Annotated in this window: 12 protein-coding genes; 3 read left to right on the plus strand and 9 right to left on the minus strand. The window is 65.0% G+C overall.

What is annotated here, in order from left to right:
* Positions 1-144: 144 nt before the first annotated feature.
* The 9 genes from qhpG to ACPFMA_RS24595 all read right to left on the minus strand — a co-directional run bounded on the left by qhpG (position 145) and on the right by ACPFMA_RS24595 (position 14,955).
* The gene (gene qhpG / locus ACPFMA_RS24555; RefSeq protein ID WP_425928927.1) at positions 145-1,452 is read right to left on the minus strand and encodes a flavin-dependent monooxygenase QhpG; all 1,308 of its coding nucleotides are present in this window, start codon (positions 1,450-1,452) and stop codon (positions 145-147) included.
* Positions 1,449-2,114, minus strand: a complete 666-nt coding sequence (gene qhpE, locus ACPFMA_RS24560; protein WP_425928928.1) for a subtilisin-like serine protease QhpE — start codon at positions 2,112-2,114, stop codon at positions 1,449-1,451. The genes qhpG and qhpE overlap by 4 nt, the downstream gene beginning before the upstream one ends.
* Positions 2,107-3,822 carry an ABC transporter ATP-binding protein gene (locus ACPFMA_RS24565; RefSeq protein WP_425928929.1) on the minus strand — a complete coding sequence of 572 codons (1,716 nt, stop codon included), beginning with the start codon at positions 3,820-3,822 and terminating at the stop codon, positions 2,107-2,109. The genes qhpE and ACPFMA_RS24565 overlap by 8 nt, the downstream gene beginning before the upstream one ends.
* Positions 3,822-5,723, minus strand: a complete 1,902-nt coding sequence (locus tag ACPFMA_RS24570; protein ID WP_425928930.1) for a sigma-54-dependent Fis family transcriptional regulator — start codon at positions 5,721-5,723, stop codon at positions 3,822-3,824. Before ACPFMA_RS24570 ends, ACPFMA_RS24565 begins: the two co-directional genes overlap by 1 nt.
* A gap of 188 nt (positions 5,724-5,911) precedes the next feature.
* Positions 5,912-8,617, minus strand: coding sequence for a LuxR C-terminal-related transcriptional regulator (locus ACPFMA_RS24575; protein WP_425928931.1), 2,706 nt, complete (start codon positions 8,615-8,617; stop codon positions 5,912-5,914).
* Between the two features lie 294 nt (positions 8,618-8,911).
* Positions 8,912-10,276 (minus strand): DUF1329 domain-containing protein, encoded by a 1,365-nt coding sequence (locus ACPFMA_RS24580; protein ID WP_037062082.1) that lies wholly within the window; start codon positions 10,274-10,276, stop codon positions 8,912-8,914.
* 29 nt (positions 10,277-10,305) lie between these two features.
* Complete coding sequence (locus ACPFMA_RS24585) at positions 10,306-12,186, minus strand: DUF1302 domain-containing protein (protein ID WP_064303626.1); 1,881 nt, start codon at positions 12,184-12,186, stop codon at positions 10,306-10,308.
* 322 nt (positions 12,187-12,508) lie between these two features.
* Complete coding sequence (locus ACPFMA_RS24590) at positions 12,509-14,191, minus strand: fatty acid--CoA ligase (protein WP_420057640.1); 1,683 nt, start codon at positions 14,189-14,191, stop codon at positions 12,509-12,511.
* A gap of 137 nt (positions 14,192-14,328) precedes the next feature.
* Positions 14,329-14,955, minus strand: a complete 627-nt coding sequence (locus tag ACPFMA_RS24595; RefSeq protein WP_425928932.1) for a LysE family translocator — start codon at positions 14,953-14,955, stop codon at positions 14,329-14,331.
* Positions 14,956-15,084: 129 nt separating this feature from the next.
* Here ACPFMA_RS24595 and ACPFMA_RS24600 point away from each other — a divergent pair, with 129 nt between their 5' ends.
* The 3 genes from ACPFMA_RS24600 to ACPFMA_RS24610 all read left to right on the plus strand — a co-directional run bounded on the left by ACPFMA_RS24600 (position 15,085) and on the right by ACPFMA_RS24610 (position 17,931).
* On the plus strand, positions 15,085-16,041 hold the full coding sequence (locus tag ACPFMA_RS24600; RefSeq protein WP_425928933.1) for a 2-hydroxyacid dehydrogenase: 957 nt from the start codon (positions 15,085-15,087) through the stop codon (positions 16,039-16,041).
* Positions 16,042-16,094: 53 nt separating this feature from the next.
* Positions 16,095-17,093, plus strand: coding sequence for a methyltransferase (locus ACPFMA_RS24605; protein WP_420057639.1), 999 nt, complete (start codon positions 16,095-16,097; stop codon positions 17,091-17,093).
* 253 nt (positions 17,094-17,346) lie between these two features.
* Positions 17,347-17,931, plus strand: coding sequence for a TMEM165/GDT1 family protein (locus ACPFMA_RS24610; protein WP_170395132.1), 585 nt, complete (start codon positions 17,347-17,349; stop codon positions 17,929-17,931).
* Positions 17,932-17,972 lie beyond the last annotated feature (41 nt).

Here is a 17,972-nt window from a genome sequence, read left to right on the forward strand (position 1 = left end):
GATCACCACATGCGAGGGCGGTCTGGTACCTGATCCATTCAAGTGGACACGGACCCTGTGGGAGCGGGTTTACCCGCGATTACGGTAGTGAGTCCACTGTTGCAATCGCGGGTGAACCCGCTCCCACAAGGTCCGCACTCGGCTTCAGGGGCGGTAGCCCTGGCTCAGAAGCCAGCTGCGCAGGTACCGCTGTTGCTCCGGGCTCAGATGGGCCAATACCTGGTCTGCCGGCTCGCTGTGCAAGCGACTCACCAACGGCGCCAGCTCCACCCCGTTCAAATGCCAGATCCCCAACGGCTGGTCCGGGCTGATCACCACCTGCGCAAGATCGACGAACCCATCCCGCAACACCGGCGCCTGCTCGACCCGCAGGTCATCGAAACACGCCTCGGCATGCACCGGCTCGCCATCCGGCCATTGCCGCCGAACCTGCCAGAACGGTTCCTGCGCCCAGCGCCTTTCCTCCAGATAGAAATCCCGCCCCAGCCGGGCGAAGCGCCAGAACAGGTGTTCGACCCGTTGCTGGTGGAACCGCAACGCCAGCTCACGACGCTCGGGATGAACCAACAGGGTGTTGATCACCGTCGGCGCCTGCAACGCCGAGGACAGCGACTGGAAGATGCCGTTGCCCGACAGCGGATCCACCGCCATCGCCGCATCCCCCACCCGCAACCAGTTCTCCCCGCCACACACGGGCGTGAGGATCGCCGTGCTGCTGCGGGCATGCAGCTCAAGATCCTGTTCCTGGTCGTTGTCGAAGAACGCCCTGGCCAACACCGATTCCCAGCGCCGCTGACGGCAGAAATCCAGCAGCGCCGCCTTCTCCGGCAACGGTGTGGCGCTGACATCCAGGGTCCATTGCCAGTAGCACCGGCCATCCGCCTGGCGGGCCATCCACATCCAGCCATCGGGCTGGCTTTCCACCGCACTGGCGCTTTTGCCGGGCGGGCCTTGCCAGCGATTGAGCAGGCTCAGGGTCTCCGGGCCACGGGCGGCACGTCCAAGGGCTTTGTCGTGTTGCGGCGCCTGACGACCACGGGCTTCGACATGGAAATCAGCAACCAGGGAAGGCGCTCCATCCAGCTCGATCACGCTGTGCCCTTCATCCTGCCGCACACCCAGCACCCGCGCTTCGATCAACGCAATACCCGCAGCATGCAGGTCGTCCCGCAACCCCTGATCGAAGCGCGGACGATCCAGCAGGAATTCGACATTGCGAGTCTGCGCCTCGCTGTTCCACCGCGAATGGCGCCGCGACGGCTCGCCCGCCACCGCCAGCGCACGGTGCAGGCCAACCCCGCGCAGCGCCTCGATCACCCGCTGCGAAACACCTTCAAGCGCCGAGAATCGCCGCCACTCACTGATAACGCTGACCTGGTAGCCAAGCCGTTTGAGACCAAGGGCAACCGCCGCGCCCGCCGGGCCGGCACCTAATACGACAATGGATTTCAAGCACGTCCTCGATATTCACGACCACGGTAATGAGCGTTGTGCAGCAGCCAGGCCATGACCAGGGCATTGCTTGCATGGGGCTGGTCACGCAGGAAGGCGGCGATATGCCCGGTGAGCGCCGCACACGCGAAACTGGCGCCGGACAGCGGGCTTTCCTTGGCCCGCACGCAGGCGCCGAAATCCGCCTGGGGCGTGTCCAGCCAGCTCCACTCGTCGCGCTGGCAACGGGCATCGCCGGTAATGCGCAACACGCCGGGATAGGCAGCGGGAAAGACCGGTGCCCCCTGCGCAGGCGTCGAAGCGCAGATCAGCACGCCGGCATTCTGCGCCGCCTCGCAGGCCTCGCGCAGGGCCGGGCGATCCTCGCGCAGGCCAAGGCTGAGATTGATCAGGCGCACACCGCGCATCACCAGCCATTCGATTCCGGCAGCGACCTGCAAGGCACTGGTAACACCGCGCTCGTCGAACACCTGGGCGACATGGATCGGCATGTCGCCGGCCCCGGCAGCGATCAGCTCGACCACCGCGCTGCCATGGCCCAGGGCATCGTCGCGAACCGGCTGCTCGCTGACGCCGACAGCCGCCAACTGGAAACGCCGCGACTCGGCCATACGCGCCAGCGGCGCGCCGCTGTCCACCACACCAATGCGCACCTCAGACATGCCCGGCCTCCCGCGCGCGCAACTGACCGTCGCGCAGGACCAGGTGCAGGTCGGCATTGGCCAGGGTCGAGGGGCGATGGCTGACCAGAATCCGTGTGCGGTCAGAAAAGAGTTGGTCTATTGCGGCAATCACTTCGCGCTCCGTGTCTTCATCGACTTGTGAGGTGGCTTCGTCCAGTACCAGCAGCAGGGGATTCTGGAGCAATGCCCGGGCAATGGCGATACGTTGTTTCTGGCCACCGGAAAGCTGTTGCCCGCGCTCGCCCAGCGGGCTGTCCAGGCCCTGCGGCAAGCTGGCGACCAGGCTGTCCAGTCGCGCCAGCCGGGCCACCTCGGCAACGGCTTCGCGACTGGCATGCGGAACACTGTAGGCGATGTTGTCGGCCAGGCTGCCGCGGAACAGCACGATATCCTGGCTGACCACCGCCACGCACCGACGCAGGTCATGCAGATCGAAATCTCTCAGGTCCGTGCCGCCCAGCAGGATCCGGCCGGACTGGGGATCATGGAAACGTTGCAACAGGTCGATCAGGGTCGATTTGCCGGCACCGGACATGCCGCTCAAGGCAACCTTGCAGCCATGGGGAATATCGATCTCAACGTCCTGCAACAGTGGCGGCCGCCCCGGATGGGCGAAGCACACTCCGCGCAATTGCAGGTCTCCACGCCCGGGCACCGGGCAGGCCTGGGCAGGGCTTTCCACTTCCGGCAGCACCCCGCGCAACTCCATGACCCGGCCGAGGCTGACGCTCATGCGCTGCATCGCTACATACAGCCCAAGCAGGCTCTGCACGGGGCCGACCGCCATTCCCAGGTACGTCGAAAAGGCAATCAGGGCACCCAGTTGCCAGGTGCCCTGCACCACCCAGTAACCGCCCACCAGGAACGCGCAGGCCCGGGACAGCGAGGTCAACGTTCCGGGAACGGCCTGGGTGAAGAACTCGGTGACCTGCAGGCGCAGCAGCTGGCTCATATAGCCCTGGCCCAGGCCATCGAGCCGTCGCGCCTCACGCTGCTGCTGGCCGGCGGACTGAATGAACTTCATAGCCGGCAAGGTCTCCACCAGGAACGACGAGATGTCCGCCGAGCGCTCGCGCAACTGCCGCACCTCGCACTCGACCTTGCGCCGCATCCAGCGCAGCCAGAGCACGTCCAGCGGAATCAGGAGCAAGGCCAGCAGCGACAATTTCCACGACAGCATCAGCAGCATGCCCAAAGCACAGACCAGTCCAAGCACGCTGGACACGGCGGAAAACAGCGAGTCCACGGCAAAGCGCTGGATCTCCGCCACATCGCCATCCAGCCGCGACATCAGGTCGCCCAGGCGGCGCTGGGCGAAGAAGCCTGGCGAGAGACGCTGCAGATGGCGATACAGCTCATCGCGCAGGGCAAACAGGATGCGCCCCGAGAGGCGGGTATGCAGGTAGCGGTTTAGCCCTGACAACAGGGTGCCGAGGATACCGGCGAGGATCATCGCCCCGGCGATCAGCACCAGCTTCGGGAAATCCTTCGCCAGCAGACCGTCGTCGATCAGCAGCTTGGTCAGCCAGGGCTGCACCAGCACCACCGCAGTGGCACACATCGACAGGCCCAGCAGGCCAAGGATCGCCAGGCGATGGGGGCGAATGAATCCATACAGCCAGTGGAGTGCATCCTGCAGGGCGGGCCGGTCCTGATGGTCGATCAGACGGCTGAGCAGGCGTTGCATCACGGATTCATCTGCTTGAGCTTGCGATACAGCGTGGCGCGGCTGATGCCCAGGGCAGTCGCGGCGGCCGTGGCGTTGCCGTGGTGACGATCGAGGGCCTGGCGGATCAGCTCGAGCTGGTTATCGCGCAGGCTCTCGTGCCTGGCCGGTCGTTCGCCGCTGCGCAGTTCGTCGAGCAGGTTGTCGGGGACATGATCGAGGCCGAGCACCTGCTCACCCGCCTCGCGCATCGCCAGCAGCAGGCGCAGGCTCATTTCCAACTGCCGGATATTGCCCGGCCAGTGATAGCCGTGGAGCAACTGCGCCAGCTCGTCGGACAGGCGCACGCCCTGCCCGCCGAGGCGGGACAGCAGGCTGTCGATCAACGCCGGCAGGTCGTCGCGCTCGCGCAGCGCCGGCAAATTCACGCTGATGCCGTTGATGCGGTAGTAGAGGTCTTCGCGGAAATGCTGGTCCTGGACCTGGCGCTTGAGGTCGCGGTGGGTGGCGCAGATCAGGGCGATGTCCAGGTCCTGCTCCTGGGCCGCGCCCAGCGGTGCCACCTTGCGCTCCTGCAACACCCGCAGCAGTCGGGCCTGGAGGGCCAGGGGCATATCACCGACCTCATCGAGGAACAGGGTGCCGCCATGGGCCTGTTGCAGGCGCCCGACCATCCCGCCACGGCGCGAGCCGGTGAAGGCGCCTTCGCGGTAACCGAACAGTTCCGACTCGATCAGCCCCTCGGGAATCGCCGCGCAGTTCACCGCGATGAAGGGCTTGCCGGCACGGGCGCTTTCCTGATGCAGGGCGCGGGCGACCACTTCCTTGCCGCTGCCGGTCTCGCCCAGCAGCACCACCGGCAGATCGTTGGCCAGGCCCTGGCAGGCCATGCGCAGGGCGCGGGCGAAGCGAGCGTTGCCAGCGCCAAGGACTTCCAGGGACGGCGTGGTGGATGCCGGGGCGTTGCGCCGGGCCGTCGCCGGTACCGACAGCGCCAGCGGGCGCTGCGGGACGTGCAGGGTCTTGTAGTGGAAGGCGCCCTTGGCGGTTTCGACACTGTCGCACTGCCCCTGCTGCAGACGTGCCAGCCACTGCTCGATGCGCAGGCCCAACAGGCTGTCGCAGCGCTGTCCGACCAGGCCGGCGCGGTCGCTGCGCAGCAATTGGCAGGCCTGGTTGCTGACGGCGAGGATACGTCCATCGAGGCTGACCGCAAGCAGGCCCTGCCAGCAGGAATCGAGGTATTGCCGACGATTGTGGAACGCCAGGACGATCTGTTCCGGGAAGCTGTTCATGAACAGGCGGCTCTCGATCTGCATCACCGCCAGGGCCAGTAGCGCGGTGCGATCCGGCAGGCGGCCGAGGGGACCTTGGCGGGTCAGGTCGAGCACGCCCAGCAATTCCCCCTGCGGGCAATGGATGGGGACCGAGGTGCAGGAAAAGTCGCTGAGGCGCTCGAGGAAATGCTCGCCGCAATCGATCTGTACCGTGCGCGCTTCCACCAGCGCGGTGCCCAGGGCATTGGTACCGCGGGCCGCCTCGCTCCAGCAGGTGCCGGGTGCGATATCGCCGAGGCCGCGCTGCTTGAGCACGGCGGATTCGCCCTGGATGGTGAGGATGGTGGCGTCGGCGTTGGCGAGGATCACCAGGCTGTCCTGGCCCTGCCGTGCGCCGAGATAGTCCAGTTCGGCAGTAGCCGCGTCCAGCAGCGGGCGGTTGTTGGCCAGCAGCAGGTCGAGGCTGGCGGCCGAGGTCAGGGCGACTTCCTGCCCGGCGTTACCGGTAACCCCATGACCGAGGCTGCGACGCCAGGAGGCATCGATTTCGGCCCGAAGAAAACCGTCGGGCAAGCGGCCCTCGATGGACAGGCGTTCCCTGGCAAGACGCGGGTTCGAGGTCGGGGCGGTTTTTATTGTGCTCATCGGCGGCTCCGGGTCGGATATCCGATACAAGCAAGACCTGCGCCAGATCAGGCGGGTAACACTTCTTCAAGAGCGACGCGTACCCTGTGGGAGCGGGTTTACCCGCGATTGCGTCGGTGAATCCACTATCGCAATCGCGGGTAAACCCGCTCCCACAGGGTACGCGTGCAGCTTCAAGTACAACCCCGTTACAAAAGCCCCAGCGCCTTGGCCCGGGCCACGGCCTGGGTGCGCCGTTCGACTCCGAGCTTGCTGTTGATATGGCTGGCGTGGGTTTTCACCGTATGCAGCGAGATGAACAGTTGCTCGCTGATTTCCTGGTTGGAACAACCCTGGGCAATCAGCTTGAGGACCGACCTTTCGCGCGCGCTCAGGGTATCGGCGCCGGTGGTTTCCTGGCTGGGCAGCAACCCCAGCAGGCTGGCCTGGACCGGCCCCGCCGGCTGGGCCTGAAGCTGCTCGCGCAGCCATTGCGGATGCCCGGCAAGCAAGCGCTGGAAAGGTTGCAACGCCCCGCCCCGCGCAGCTTCGAATGCCTGCAGCAGGCGCTCGCGCGCCTCCGCCTGGTCGCCCTGTGCCAGCAACAGGCCGACCTGCTGGCACAGGGCGGTCACGCAAAGCAGTTGCCCGCCACTAGCCTGCCCACGATTGACCAGGGCCTGCAACCGTTGCCCGGCCTGGGCGCTCCGGCCCTGGGCCTGTTCGAGCAAGGCCTGCTGCAACTCGATATGCAACGGCAGCAGCGGGTGGAATTCCGGCGCCGCTGCGGCTTGCTGGCCGCCATAGGTCTGGCTCAGGCGCAGCAACCAGGACTCGGCGAGATCGTTGCGTCCCTGGGCCAGCCACAGCTCGCATTTCACCAGGGTGATCATCGCCAGGTAGAAGATCGGCGGCACGTCCCAGATATGCATCAACCGTTCAGCTTCGGCCAGTTCGGCGAAGGCCTCGGCGAAGCGCCCTTCGCGACCGTCGAGGGTCGCCAGGGCGCAATGGCCGATCAGCACGCTGATGTCGCGACAGGCCCTGGCCTCGATCAGCCCGGCGCGCAGGCGGCTGCGACCGGCCTCCGGCTGCAGGCGTCCGATCAGCAGGTAGCCTTCGTAGAGCATCAACCGCGCACGCACCGCGTACAACCGCTGGGAAGACAGGCCACGCAGCCGCTGCAGGCCCTGGCTCACCTCGTCCATCGCCCGCAGTACTTCGCCCCGCGCGTGCAGGACGCGGGCGCGGTCGTAATGGGCCAGGGCTTCGAACAGCGGATTGCCGACCCGTTGCGCCAGCTCCAGGGCTTCGCGGTTCCAGCCGCGGGCACGCCAGAAATCGGCTTCGGCGATAGCCAGGTTGGACAATGTCGACAGGCACATCAGGCGCTGCCCGTAGCGCTTGTGCGGCAGGCTTTGCAGGGCCTGCTCGCAGTAGGACCGCGTGCGCTCGCGGTCACCGCGACCGCGGGCGATGATCCCGCTCAGGGCCAGCCATTGGGCGAGCATGGATTTCTGCGCCGTGGCCGACGGCGCCGGAAGGAAACGACTCAGGTGGCTGGCCAGCTCTTCAGCGGCATCCAGTTGGCAGGCCAGGCCCAGGGCCCAACTGTACAGGACGATCAGCCGCGGGGTGCTGATGAGCAGGCTGTCGGGCAGGTCCATCTTCCAGCGCAGGAGCATGCCCACGTTCTGTTCGGCCAGCAGCTGCTCTTCGGAAAGGTTCTGCACCAGGTTGGCGGCCACGTCCAGGTGCCCGGCCCGCAGGGCCTGTTCCACCGCTTCGTCGAGCAGGCCCTGGCTGTGGAACCAGCGGCAGGCGCGCAGGTGCAGGCTCGACAGCGGCAGGCTGGCCTGGCGGGTGCGCAGCAGGTCGGAAAACAGATGGTGATAGCGGAACCAGTAGCCATGCTCGTCCAGCGGCACCAGGAACACCTGGTGCGACTGCAGGAAACGCAGGATCTCGCTGCTGTCATGGCTTTCCCGCAGGGCGTCGCAGAGGTCGGCGCAGAAGCGGTCCTGGCAGGCGGTGTCGTTGAGGAAGGCCTGGACTTCGGGTGGCAGGCAGTCGATGACTTCTTCCAGCAGGTAATCGCGGATCAGCCCTTCACCACCGTGCAGCGCCTGGGGCAGATGGCTGTCGGTCCCCGACTCGTTGGCCGCCAGCAGCCAGAAACGCAGGCCGGCGACCCAGCCGTCGCTGCGCTGCACCAGGTTGTCCAGGGCCTGGCCGCGCAGCAGCGTGGGGTGCTGGCCGAGCACGGCGAAGGATTCGTCGGGGGTCAGGCGCAGGTCCTGTTCGGTCAGTTCCAGCAACTGGCGCGACAGGCGCAGGCGTGCCAGGTGCCAGTCCGGACGCAGGCGACTGGTGACCAGCAGGACCAGGCCCGGCGGCAAGTGATTGAGGAAAAACTGCAGGCAGCGATCGAGCACGGGGCCCTGCGCCAGGTGATAGTCATCGAGGACCAGCAGGATCGGCGCACCGTTTTGCAGATGGACGGCCAGTTCGTCCAGCAGCCCGTCGAGCCACTCCTCGAAGGCGAAGGGCTGATGTCGCTGGCGCATCTTCAGCAGGCCGAGCGCCTGGGCGCCCAGGCTCGGGCAGTGCTGCTGGAGCCCTTCGAGCAGGCGTTCGAGGAAACGGCCGGGATCGGCATCGCGCTTGCTCAGGCCCAGCCACAGGCTGCGCCACTGCGCGGGCAGGCTTTGGCAGAACTCTACCGCGAGGGAGCTTTTACCGAAGCCGGCCGGCGCATTGACCAACAACAGGCGGCCGCCAAGGCCGGCCTGCAGTCGCTGGCACAGGCGTGCCCGCGGCACATGCCCTTCAGGCAGCGGCGGCCGGTAGAAACGCCCCTCCAGCGCAGATACGGTCTGGCCGGGGAATCCTTGCGTGCTGGACAGATCGGTCATGGCCGGCTCGTTTGTTGGAAAGTCTCGGCGACAGGGATTGCCGGAGACTAGCGGTTTACCCGGCACATTTGAAGGCGATTGCAGCAGGTAAGCCAAAAAAGACTACAACAAGAAGCAACAGGAATGACATTGATGGGGGGCAAGGGATGATTGCCTTGCAGGGAGGATTTGAGGGTGTTGCTGATGGCCTCATCGCTGGCAACGCCAGCTCCCACAGGATCCGGCGGTGCTTCACAAATCAAAACGCCCCGGCAAGCCGGGGCGTTCTGGGGGATCACACGGAGTAGGTGAAACTTAACGAATACCGCTCTGACGCAGGGCCGCCGGCTGGAAGTCAGCCTTGGAGGCGGTGAAGCCGAAGTCGTAGGCTTTCTTCTCTTCGTTCTTCATGCCCAGTGCCAGGTAACGGCCCGATTGCAGGTCGTAGATGGCCTCCAGGGTGTACCACGGGACCTGGACGTTGTAATAGTCCTGGGCATGGGCCTCGGACACACGCCACAGCTGGCCACGGCCGTCATACTGGTCGATCACCGCAGCTTGCCAGGTGTCCTCGTCGATGTAGAAGTCACGCTTGGCGTAGATGTGCCGCTGGCCCGGCTTCAGGGTGGCGACCACGTGCCAGACACGGCGCAGCTCGTAGCGGGTCAGGTCCTGGTTGATATGGCCCGGCTTGATGATGTCGGCGTACTTGAGGGTCGGCGAGTCCAGCTTGTAGGCGTTGGAGGCGATGTACATCTCCTTCTTGCCTTCGAGTTTCCAGTCGTAGCGATCCGGCGCGCCGTTGAACATGTCGAGGTTGTCGGAGGTGCGCAGACCATCGGCGGCGGTACCCGGACCGTCGTACGACACTTGCGGTGCCTGGCGTACCCGACGCTGGCCGGCGTTGTAGATCCACGCCTTGCGTGGCTCCTTGACCTGGTCGAGGGTCTCGTGGACCAGCAGCACGGTACCGGCCAGACGTGCCGGGGCGGTCACTTCCTGCTTGAAGTAGAACAGCACGTTGCCCGGGTTGGCCGGATCGAAGTCCTTCATCCGGTCGCGGAAAACGAACTGGTCAGCGAAGTACACCAGGCTGTAGCTGCCGTTCTGCTGCGGCGTGGCCTGGGTCACCAAACGCGACACGCTGCCACCACGATAGCGGGTGATGTGGTTCCAGATGACTTCCACACCGCTTTTCGGAATCGGGAACGGCACGGCAACCTGGAAGTTGTTCAGGCCGTTGCCGCCCTCGACCAGGGTGGTCGCGGTAGCGTTCTTCTTGATCGCGGCAAAGACGTCGTCCGGTACGGTGGCGCCGCGGTGGGTCTTGTACACCGGGATCTTGAAGGTGTCCGGATAGCGCTTGAGCATGGCGATCTGCCCAGGAGCCAGCTTGTCCTTGTACTGCTCGACGTTCTGCGCGGTGATGGTGAACAGCGGCTTGTCGGTACCGTAAGGATCGGACAGGAAGCCCCGGGCATCGGCGCTGCCGGCAGTTTTCGACAGCGGCTCCCACGGGCCGATGGAGCCATCGGCATTACCGGCCTTTTCCGCGCCCATCGGGGTCAGGGTAGTGCCCAGCTTGGCGGCTTCGTCGGCGGAAACCGCGGCCATCACGCTGCTCGCCAGCAGGGACAGGCCCAGTACGCCGGCTTTCAGCAAAGTCTTGGTGCTTTTCATGGTCATGTGCTTCTTCCTGGAAAATGCGCTTAGAAGTTCACGCCGAAGCTGAGGGCGACGAAGTCGCGATCATCCACGGTGCTGTACTTGCCGTCGAAGAAGTTGGTGTACGACAGGCTGGCGGTGTAGGTGTTGAGGTAGTCGGCATCCAGGCCGAGGCTGATCGCCTTGCGACCTTCCTCGAAGTTGCCGCCAGGGCCAGGCGAGTAGCCGTCGACGTCGTGGGACCAGGCCACGCTCGGCTTGAGGTTCACGCCGGCGAACACGTCCGGGTATTCCCAGATCGCACGGCCGCGGTAGCCCCAGGAAGTACGGGTGGTGTAGCCGTCGTCTTCGCAGTTGCGCGTAAGGTTGGCGGTGGACGCTCCGTTGGCGGCACCGGCGATGGTGTTGGCGTTGAGCACCGCGCAGGTATTGCGGCCGGCGGTGGCTGGCAGAGGGCCAGGGCCGAAGACCGGGTCACGGCCGTAACGCACCTTGTCGCTGCTTTCCAGGCCACCCACCACGGTCATGCCGACTTCACCCACCAGCGTCAGGCGGCTGGCGCCCATCACCTGGTCGAAGAAGTGCGTGAAGGTGGTTTGCAACTGGGTCACTTCCTTGCGGCGGTAGCCGTGCAGGTCCTGGCCCGGTTGGCCCTTGAGCAGGGATGCGTTGCTCAGGCCGAATGCCGGTGGCAAGGCGGTGACGCCGGCATACAGGATGTCGGTGGTGTTCAGCTGTACCGGAGCATTGGGACGGTAGCTGATCTCGCCGCTCCACGCGGTACCGGTGGGCAGCGTGGTGGAGAAGCTCAGGCCGTAGAGACGGATGTCCTCCGGATATTCGACGAAGTACTTCGAGTTGCCGGCGACGATGACCGGAGCCAGGGCCCCGGAGGCTGCTGCCGCCGTGTAGGCCGCCTGCGGAGCACCGGTTGCGCTGAAGATCGGCGACCGGCTGTGATAGTTCATGGCGTACAGGCCGAACTCGGTGTTCAACGGCTCGAACATGTAGCGCAGCGCCACACCGAACTGCCCGCTGTCGCGTGCGTCGCGGTCGGGTCCGCGGGCGACCTTCACCCCTTCTTCGTTTACATCGATGCCCCGGCTGCGCAACAGCGCCTGCACAGGTGCCGACAGGGCACGGCTGCTGGACAGTACGCGCAGGTTGTCGGAGCAACCATCGGCAATCACGTCCGGCTGCGAGAAGAAGGTGCCGCAGTTGTCCACTACGGTCTGGTCCCATTCGAGCTGGTAGAAGGCTTCGGCCGAGAGGTTGTCGGTCAGGCTCTGGGAGAAATAGAACATGTTGACTGGGATCAGGCCTTCCTTGATCTCGGAACCCGGGCGACGGAACGCGGCCACGTCGATCGGGTTGATGGCGTTGATGCCGCTGCCGATGAAGGTACTTTCACCCCAGCTCACCACCTGCTTGCCCAAACGTACGGAGCCCGGCTGATCGGCGATGGAATAGTTGTGATAGACGAATGCGTCGAGAATCTGCCCGCCGGAGGACTGTGCCCCCTCCTTGCGGTTGGAGTCGCTGATGTCCTTGAACTCGCGGTGCTCGTCCTTCAGCTCGAAGTCATACCAGTACTTGCCGCGCACGAAGACACCGGTGTCGCCGTACTTCAGCTCCAGGTCATGGATACCCTTGAAGATTTTCGAGAAGGTTTCACCGCGCTTGAAGTTCAGGTGACCGTCGTCGGAGGTCTGGGACAGGCCCTTGCCGCCGTTGTTCACCCCGATCAGGTTCTTGTTCGGGCTTTGCGTGGACCAGCTGGCGCCGACCGACAGCGACGAGTCGAAGCTGCCTTCGATCTCCCCGATGTTGAAACTGACCGCGAATGCAGGGCTTGCAAGCGTAGAAGCGAGGCTGACGGCCAGGGGCAGTTTTGCCCGGCGCCAGAACAGATTTACTGATGTCATCGACGCTACTCCATGTACTTTATTTTTATGGCAGTGAGTCCTTCAAAGAAACGAGGCCGATCGGTCGCCAGTTGGCAGGGCGTGTCGGTTGCGCAGTTGCGCGGTCCCCATTCCTCAAAATCCCCTGACCCGACTATAGCCAGCAGGTAGTAGTGCTTGATCCCTCTAAAGTGTGATTTGCACATCACCCTCGCCCGTGCTGCTGCCAGAGCGGGCGACACGAGGACTGGCCGGGCAAAGAATGGCTGATATTTTTCATTTCACAAGGCCGCGAAGCGTCTGCAACACGGCTCGCGCCGGCCAGGGCGCGAGCCGGAGCGGCTCACAGGGTGGAAAGAAATGCGCTGTTGCTGGCCTGCCATTCGATGATGTCGACGCGGATGCGCTTCTTGTCCAGCTTGCCGACGCTGGTCTTGGGAATTTCGGTAACAACGGCGATCTGGCTGGGGATCGCCCACTTGTTGATATGCCCCAGCTCGACGAACGGCTTGAGGTGCTCCTTCAAGACCCGGGCGTCGATGCTGGCCCCTTCGTGCACCACCAGCAGGGCGAACGGGCGCTCGCCCCACTGCGGATCGGCAACGCCCACCACTGCCACTTCGCGCACTGCGGCATGGCGGCTGATCAGGTCTTCCAGGTCCAGCGACGAGATCCACTCGCCACCGGTCTTGATCACGTCCTTGATGCGGTCGCGGATATCGATCACGCCCATGGCGTCGAGGGTGGCGACGTCACCGGTATGCAGCCAGCCACCGGCCCACAGTTCTTCGCTCTTCTCCGGCTCGCGGAAGTAGCCCATGGTCAGCCAAGGCGCCCGCAATACCAGTTCGCCCTGGGACTCGCCATCGGCGGGCAGGAAGTTGCCGTCGCCATCGATGATCGCCGCCTCGACCAAGGGTACCGGCACGCCGGCCTTGATCCGGTAGGTGATGCGCTCGTCCTCGCTGCCGGCCAGCAATTCTTCGTTGAGGTGGGCGCAGGAAATCAGCGGGCAGGTTTCCGACATGCCGTAGGCCGCCGTCAGCTGGATGCCACGGGCCTTCGCCGCTTCGTATAGGGCACGGTTCAGCGCGCTGCCGCCGATGATGATCTTCCAGCCGCCGAAGTCTTCGTTCTGCGCGTTCTTGCAGTGCAGCAGCATCTGCAGGATGGTCGGCACACAGTGGGAGAAGCTGACCTTCTCCTCGCGCCATAGCCGGACCAGCATGTCCGGCTCGTAGCGCCCGGGATACACCTGCTTGAGCCCGAGCATGGTGGCCACGTAGGGAATGCCCCAGGCATGCACGTGGAACATCGGGGTGATCGGCATGTACACATCGTCGGTGCCGAGCAGGCGCACGCTGTCGATGCTGCCGGTAACAGTGGCCACGCCCATCGTGTGCAGGACCAGTTGCCGATGGGTGAAGTACACCCCCTTGGGGTTGCCGGTGGTGCCGGTGGTGTAGAAGGTGGTGGCGACGGAGTTCTCGTCGAAATCCGGGAAGTCGTAGTGAGGGCTGGCGGCGGCCAGCAGCTGCTCGTACTCGCCCACCAGGTTGGGCAGTTCGGCGGTTTTCTCCTCGCCGTCGGTCAGCAGCAGGGTGTTTTGCACCGTGGTCAGTTGCCCGGCGATGGCCTGGTAGAGCCCGACGAAATCGCTGTTGACCAGCACGAAGCGGTCTTCGGCGTGGTTCATGGTGTAGAGGATCTGTTCTGGCGACAGCCGCACGTTGATGGTGTGCACCACCGCGCCGATCATGGGGATGGCGAACATGCATTCCAGGTAGCGATGGCTGTCCCAGTCCATCACCGCCACGGTGTCCCCGGCCTTGACCCCGGCCTCGGTGAGGACGTTGGCCAGGCGCGCAATGCGCTCGTTGAGGGTCGGGTAGCTGTAGCGCAGCTGGTCGCGATAGACGATCTCGCGGGTTTTCTCGTAGCGGCTGCCGGACATCAGCAAGCGCTTGATCAGCAGCGGGAACTGGTAGGCACCCTGGGCGGGAGCAATGACACGAGTCTGCAACATGGGAATCCCTTTTCTGGAGTTGCACGAGGCATTGGACACATGGTCCTTACTCTAGAACGGGGCTGCGGCGGCAAAATCAGCCAAAGGAATGATTTGGCCGCCTCCCGACCCGACGGGCATGCCGCCGGGCACTTCGGTCAGCGCATTTCGCTGAAGGCGATCCTGATTCCCAGGGCGATCAGCACCGCCCCCATCGCACGGTCGAACCAATGCCCCATGCGGGCGAAGGTGGCGCGCACACGGGCCTGGCTGAACAGCATCGCGACCAGGCAGAACCAGAGGCCGGTCGCCAGGGCCAGGTAGACGCCATAACCGGCCTGGACCAGCAGCGGGGTGTGCGGGTCGATGACCACGGTAAACAGGGACAGGAAGAACAGGGTCGCCTTGGGGTTGAGGCCATTGGTCATGAAACCGGCGATCCAGGCCGCCCGTGGAGTGCGTTCGACCGTGGAGACCTGCACCGCCTCGCCGGCAGCGGCCGGACGCGCGCGCAAGGCCTTGAACCCGATGTACACCAGGTAGGCCGCGGCGGCCCATTTCAGCGCATTGAACAGCATGATCGACTGCGACACGATCAGGCCGATGCCCAGCAGCGAATAGCCGACATGCAGGAAGATCGCCGTGCCGACGCCAAAGGCGGTCCAGGTACCGACGCGGCGGCCGTGGGTAACACTTTCCCGCACTACCACGGCAAAGTCGGGACCAGGGCTGGCCACGGCGAGCAGGTGGATAAGTGCGACGGTGAGGAATTCTGCCCAGTACATCGGTGAAGGCTCCTGGTGAGAAAGAGGGCGCTTACCTTAACACCTTGTTACAACTTGGGTTGCGGGGATGGCGTCATCACCCCGATCATCTGCCTTCATCGAACGCCATCACCTTCCAGGAGCCCCGCCATGACCCACGCCGTCTTTCTCGACCACAGCTCGCTGGACCTGGGCGATCTCGACCTCAGCGGCCTGCGCGAGAGTTTCAGCCGCCTGGACGTGCACGCCTCCACCACGTCGGAACAGGTGGTGGAGCGTTTGCAAGGCGCCAGCGTGGCGATCAGCAACAAGGTGGTGCTGGACGCCGCTGTGATCCAGGCCTGCCCGGAGCTGAAACTGATCCTGGTGGCCGCCACCGGCACCAACAATATCGACCTGCAGGCCGCCCGCGCGCGCGGTATCGTCGTCAGCAATTGCCAGGGCTACGGCACGCCGTCGGTGGCCCAGCACACCCTGGCCCTGCTGCTGGCCCTGGCGACCCGCCTGCCGGATTACCAGCGCGCGGTGGCCGACGGCAAGTGGAGCCAGGCCAAACAGTTCTGCCTGCTGGACTTCCCCATCGTCGAGCTGGAAGGCAAGACCCTCGGCCTGCTCGGCCATGGCGAACTGGGCGGCGCAGTGGCGCGCCTGGCCGAGGCGTTCGGCATGCGCGTGCTGATGGGCCAGTTGCCCGGTCGCCCGGCGCGCAATGACCGCCTGGGCCTCGAAGAACTGTTGCCGCAGGTGGATGCCCTGACCCTGCATTGCCCGCTCAACGACAACACGCGCAACATGATCGGCGCCGCGCAACTGGCCTTGCTCAAGCCCGGGGCCTTCGTCGTCAACACCGCCCGCGGCGGGCTGATCGACGAACAGGCCCTGGCCGACGCCCTGCGTGCCGGGCACCTGGGCGGAGCGGCCACCGATGTGCTGACGGTGGAGCCGCCGGTCAACGGCAATCCGCTGCTGGCAGACGATATCCCGCGCCTGATCATCACCCCGCACAGCGCCTGGGGCGCGGTGGAAGCGCGCCAGCGCATCGTCGGTCAACTGGCCGAGAACGCCCGGGCCTTTCTCGCCGGAGCGCCGCGCCGCGTGGTCAGCTGACAAAGGCCGGCTTCTGCTAGAATTCGCCCCTTTTTTCTCAGGAGCCGCCGTCCATGGACCCGCGCAGTGAAGTGTTGCTTCGTCAGGCCGATCTGTTCACCGGCCCGCTGTTGCTCGCCGGCTTGCCCGCCGACAGCCTGCTGGGCAGCTTTGCCCAGGCGCATGGCTGGAGCTGGCATGCCGGCGACCAGGCACTGCTCGATGCACGTTTCGCCGGGCGCAGCCATTACGGGGTAGAAGTGCCGGACGTCGCCTTCGAGGCAGCCGTAGTGTTCCTGCCCAAGTCCCGGGACCTCGCCAACTATTTGCTCAACGCCCTCGCCTCGCGCCTGGGCGGGCGCACCTTGTACCTGGTCGGCGAGAAACGCGGCGGCATCGAGGGCGCGGCGAAGCAACTGCATGCCTTCGGCAAACCACGCAAGCTCGACAGCGCCCGGCATTGCCAGCTCTGGCAGGTGACGGTGGAGAACCCGCCGGTGGCGCAACCGCTGGACAGCCTGGCCCTGCGCTTCGAGTTGCCGCTAAGCGATGGCCCGCTGCACGTGGTCAGCCTGCCGGGGGTCTTCAGTCATGGCCGCCTGGACCGGGGCACGGCCCTGCTGCTGCAGCATCTGGACGGCCTGCCGACGGGCCATGTGCTGGATTTCGGCTGCGGTGCCGGGGTGCTTGGCGCGACCATCAAGCGGCGTTATCCACAGAGCCGGGTCACCCTGCTCGACGTCGATGCCTTCGCGGTTGCCAGCAGCCGCCTGACCCTGGCCGCCAACGGGCTGGAGGGCGACGTCATCAGTGGCGACGGGATCGACGCGGCCCCGCGTTCGTTGAATGTGATCCTGAGCAATCCGCCGTTTCACACCGGCGTCCACACCAATTACCAGGCCTCGGAAAACCTGCTGAAAAAATCAGCCGATCATCTGGAAAAAGGTGGGGAAATGCGCCTGGTGGCGAACAGTTTCCTACGCTACCCGCCACTTATCGAAGCGGCCCTGGGCAACTGCGAGACGCTGGTCCAGGCCGACGGTTTCAAGATTTACCGGGCATTGCGCAACTGAAAAACAGCGCTTGCACAAACCGATCGGCGCGGGCAGAATCCGCCCCGTCCTAGGGGAGTAGTCTCCCGCGAGCGCCCTGCTCGCATGGTGTGACGTCAACATACTTGGTCCACAGACCATGGCGCGCACGACCCACGATCCGCACCAGACGGATCCAGGGTTTGACAAGACCTATGACACGCACACCTTACCCGGGGCGGGGAGGTTGTACGTGTCATAGCCGTGTCGACCCGCCCCCGTAGGAATCCTGATGCTGGAATCGCTGCTCGTCCCCACCGGAATCGTTGCCCTCGCTGAAATCGGCGACAAGACGCAACTGCTTGCCCTCATTCTCGCCGCGCGCTTCCGCAAGCCCTGGCCGATCATCGCCGGCATCGTTGCCGCGACCCTGGCCAACCATGCGGCCGCCGGTGCCGTCGGGGCCTGGGTGGGCAGCTTCTTCAGCAATGTCACCCTGCACTGGATCCTGGCCGCGAGCTTCCTCGCAACCGCCGCCTGGACGCTGATTCCGGACAAGATGGACGACGACGAAGCCAGTACCGCGAAGCGCTACGGGCCGTTCCTGACCACACTGATCGCATTCTTCCTTGCCGAGATCGGCGACAAGACCCAGGTCGCCACGGTGATGCTGGCGGCGCAGTATCCGCATCTGATCATGGTGATCATCGGCACCACCCTGGGCATGCTGATTGCCAACGTGCCGGTGGTATTGGCCGGCAACTTCGCCGCGGAAAAACTGCCGTTGACCCTGATCCGCCGACTGGCGGCGAGTGCGTTCGCGGTGCTGGCGCTGATCGCCGTGTACTCGGCGATGCAGGCCAGTGGCTGGGTGGGCTGACACGATCGAGAGAATTGAAACAAAACCCTGTGGGAGCGGGT

The organism is Pseudomonas sp. NyZ201 (genome assembly GCF_049860765.1).
In the GTDB taxonomy this organism is placed as follows: domain Bacteria; phylum Pseudomonadota; class Gammaproteobacteria; order Pseudomonadales; family Pseudomonadaceae; genus Aquipseudomonas; species Aquipseudomonas bharatica.

What these genes read in the sequence shown, in the direction of transcription:
- qhpE (WP_425928928.1), bottom strand. Translation starts at nt 2,114, where the DNA reads ATGTCTGAGGTGCGCATTGGTGTGGTGGACAGCGGCGCGCCGCTGGCG.
- ACPFMA_RS24565 (WP_425928929.1), bottom strand. Translation starts at nt 3,822, where the DNA reads ATGCAACGCCTGCTCAGCCGTCTGATCGACCATCAGGACCGGCCCGCC.
- ACPFMA_RS24570 (WP_425928930.1), bottom strand. Translation starts at nt 5,723, where the DNA reads ATGAGCACAATAAAAACCGCCCCGACCTCGAACCCGCGTCTTGCCAGG.
- ACPFMA_RS24575 (WP_425928931.1), bottom strand. Translation starts at nt 8,617, where the DNA reads ATGACCGATCTGTCCAGCACGCAAGGATTCCCCGGCCAGACCGTATCT.
- ACPFMA_RS24580 (WP_037062082.1), bottom strand. Translation starts at nt 10,276, where the DNA reads ATGAAAAGCACCAAGACTTTGCTGAAAGCCGGCGTACTGGGCCTGTCC.
- ACPFMA_RS24585 (WP_064303626.1), bottom strand. Translation starts at nt 12,186, where the DNA reads ATGACATCAGTAAATCTGTTCTGGCGCCGGGCAAAACTGCCCCTGGCC.
- ACPFMA_RS24590 (WP_420057640.1), bottom strand. Translation starts at nt 14,191, where the DNA reads ATGTTGCAGACTCGTGTCATTGCTCCCGCCCAGGGTGCCTACCAGTTC.
- ACPFMA_RS24595 (WP_425928932.1), bottom strand. Translation starts at nt 14,955, where the DNA reads ATGTACTGGGCAGAATTCCTCACCGTCGCACTTATCCACCTGCTCGCC.
- ACPFMA_RS24600 (WP_425928933.1), top strand. Translation starts at nt 15,085, where the DNA reads ATGACCCACGCCGTCTTTCTCGACCACAGCTCGCTGGACCTGGGCGAT.
- ACPFMA_RS24605 (WP_420057639.1), top strand. Translation starts at nt 16,095, where the DNA reads ATGGACCCGCGCAGTGAAGTGTTGCTTCGTCAGGCCGATCTGTTCACC.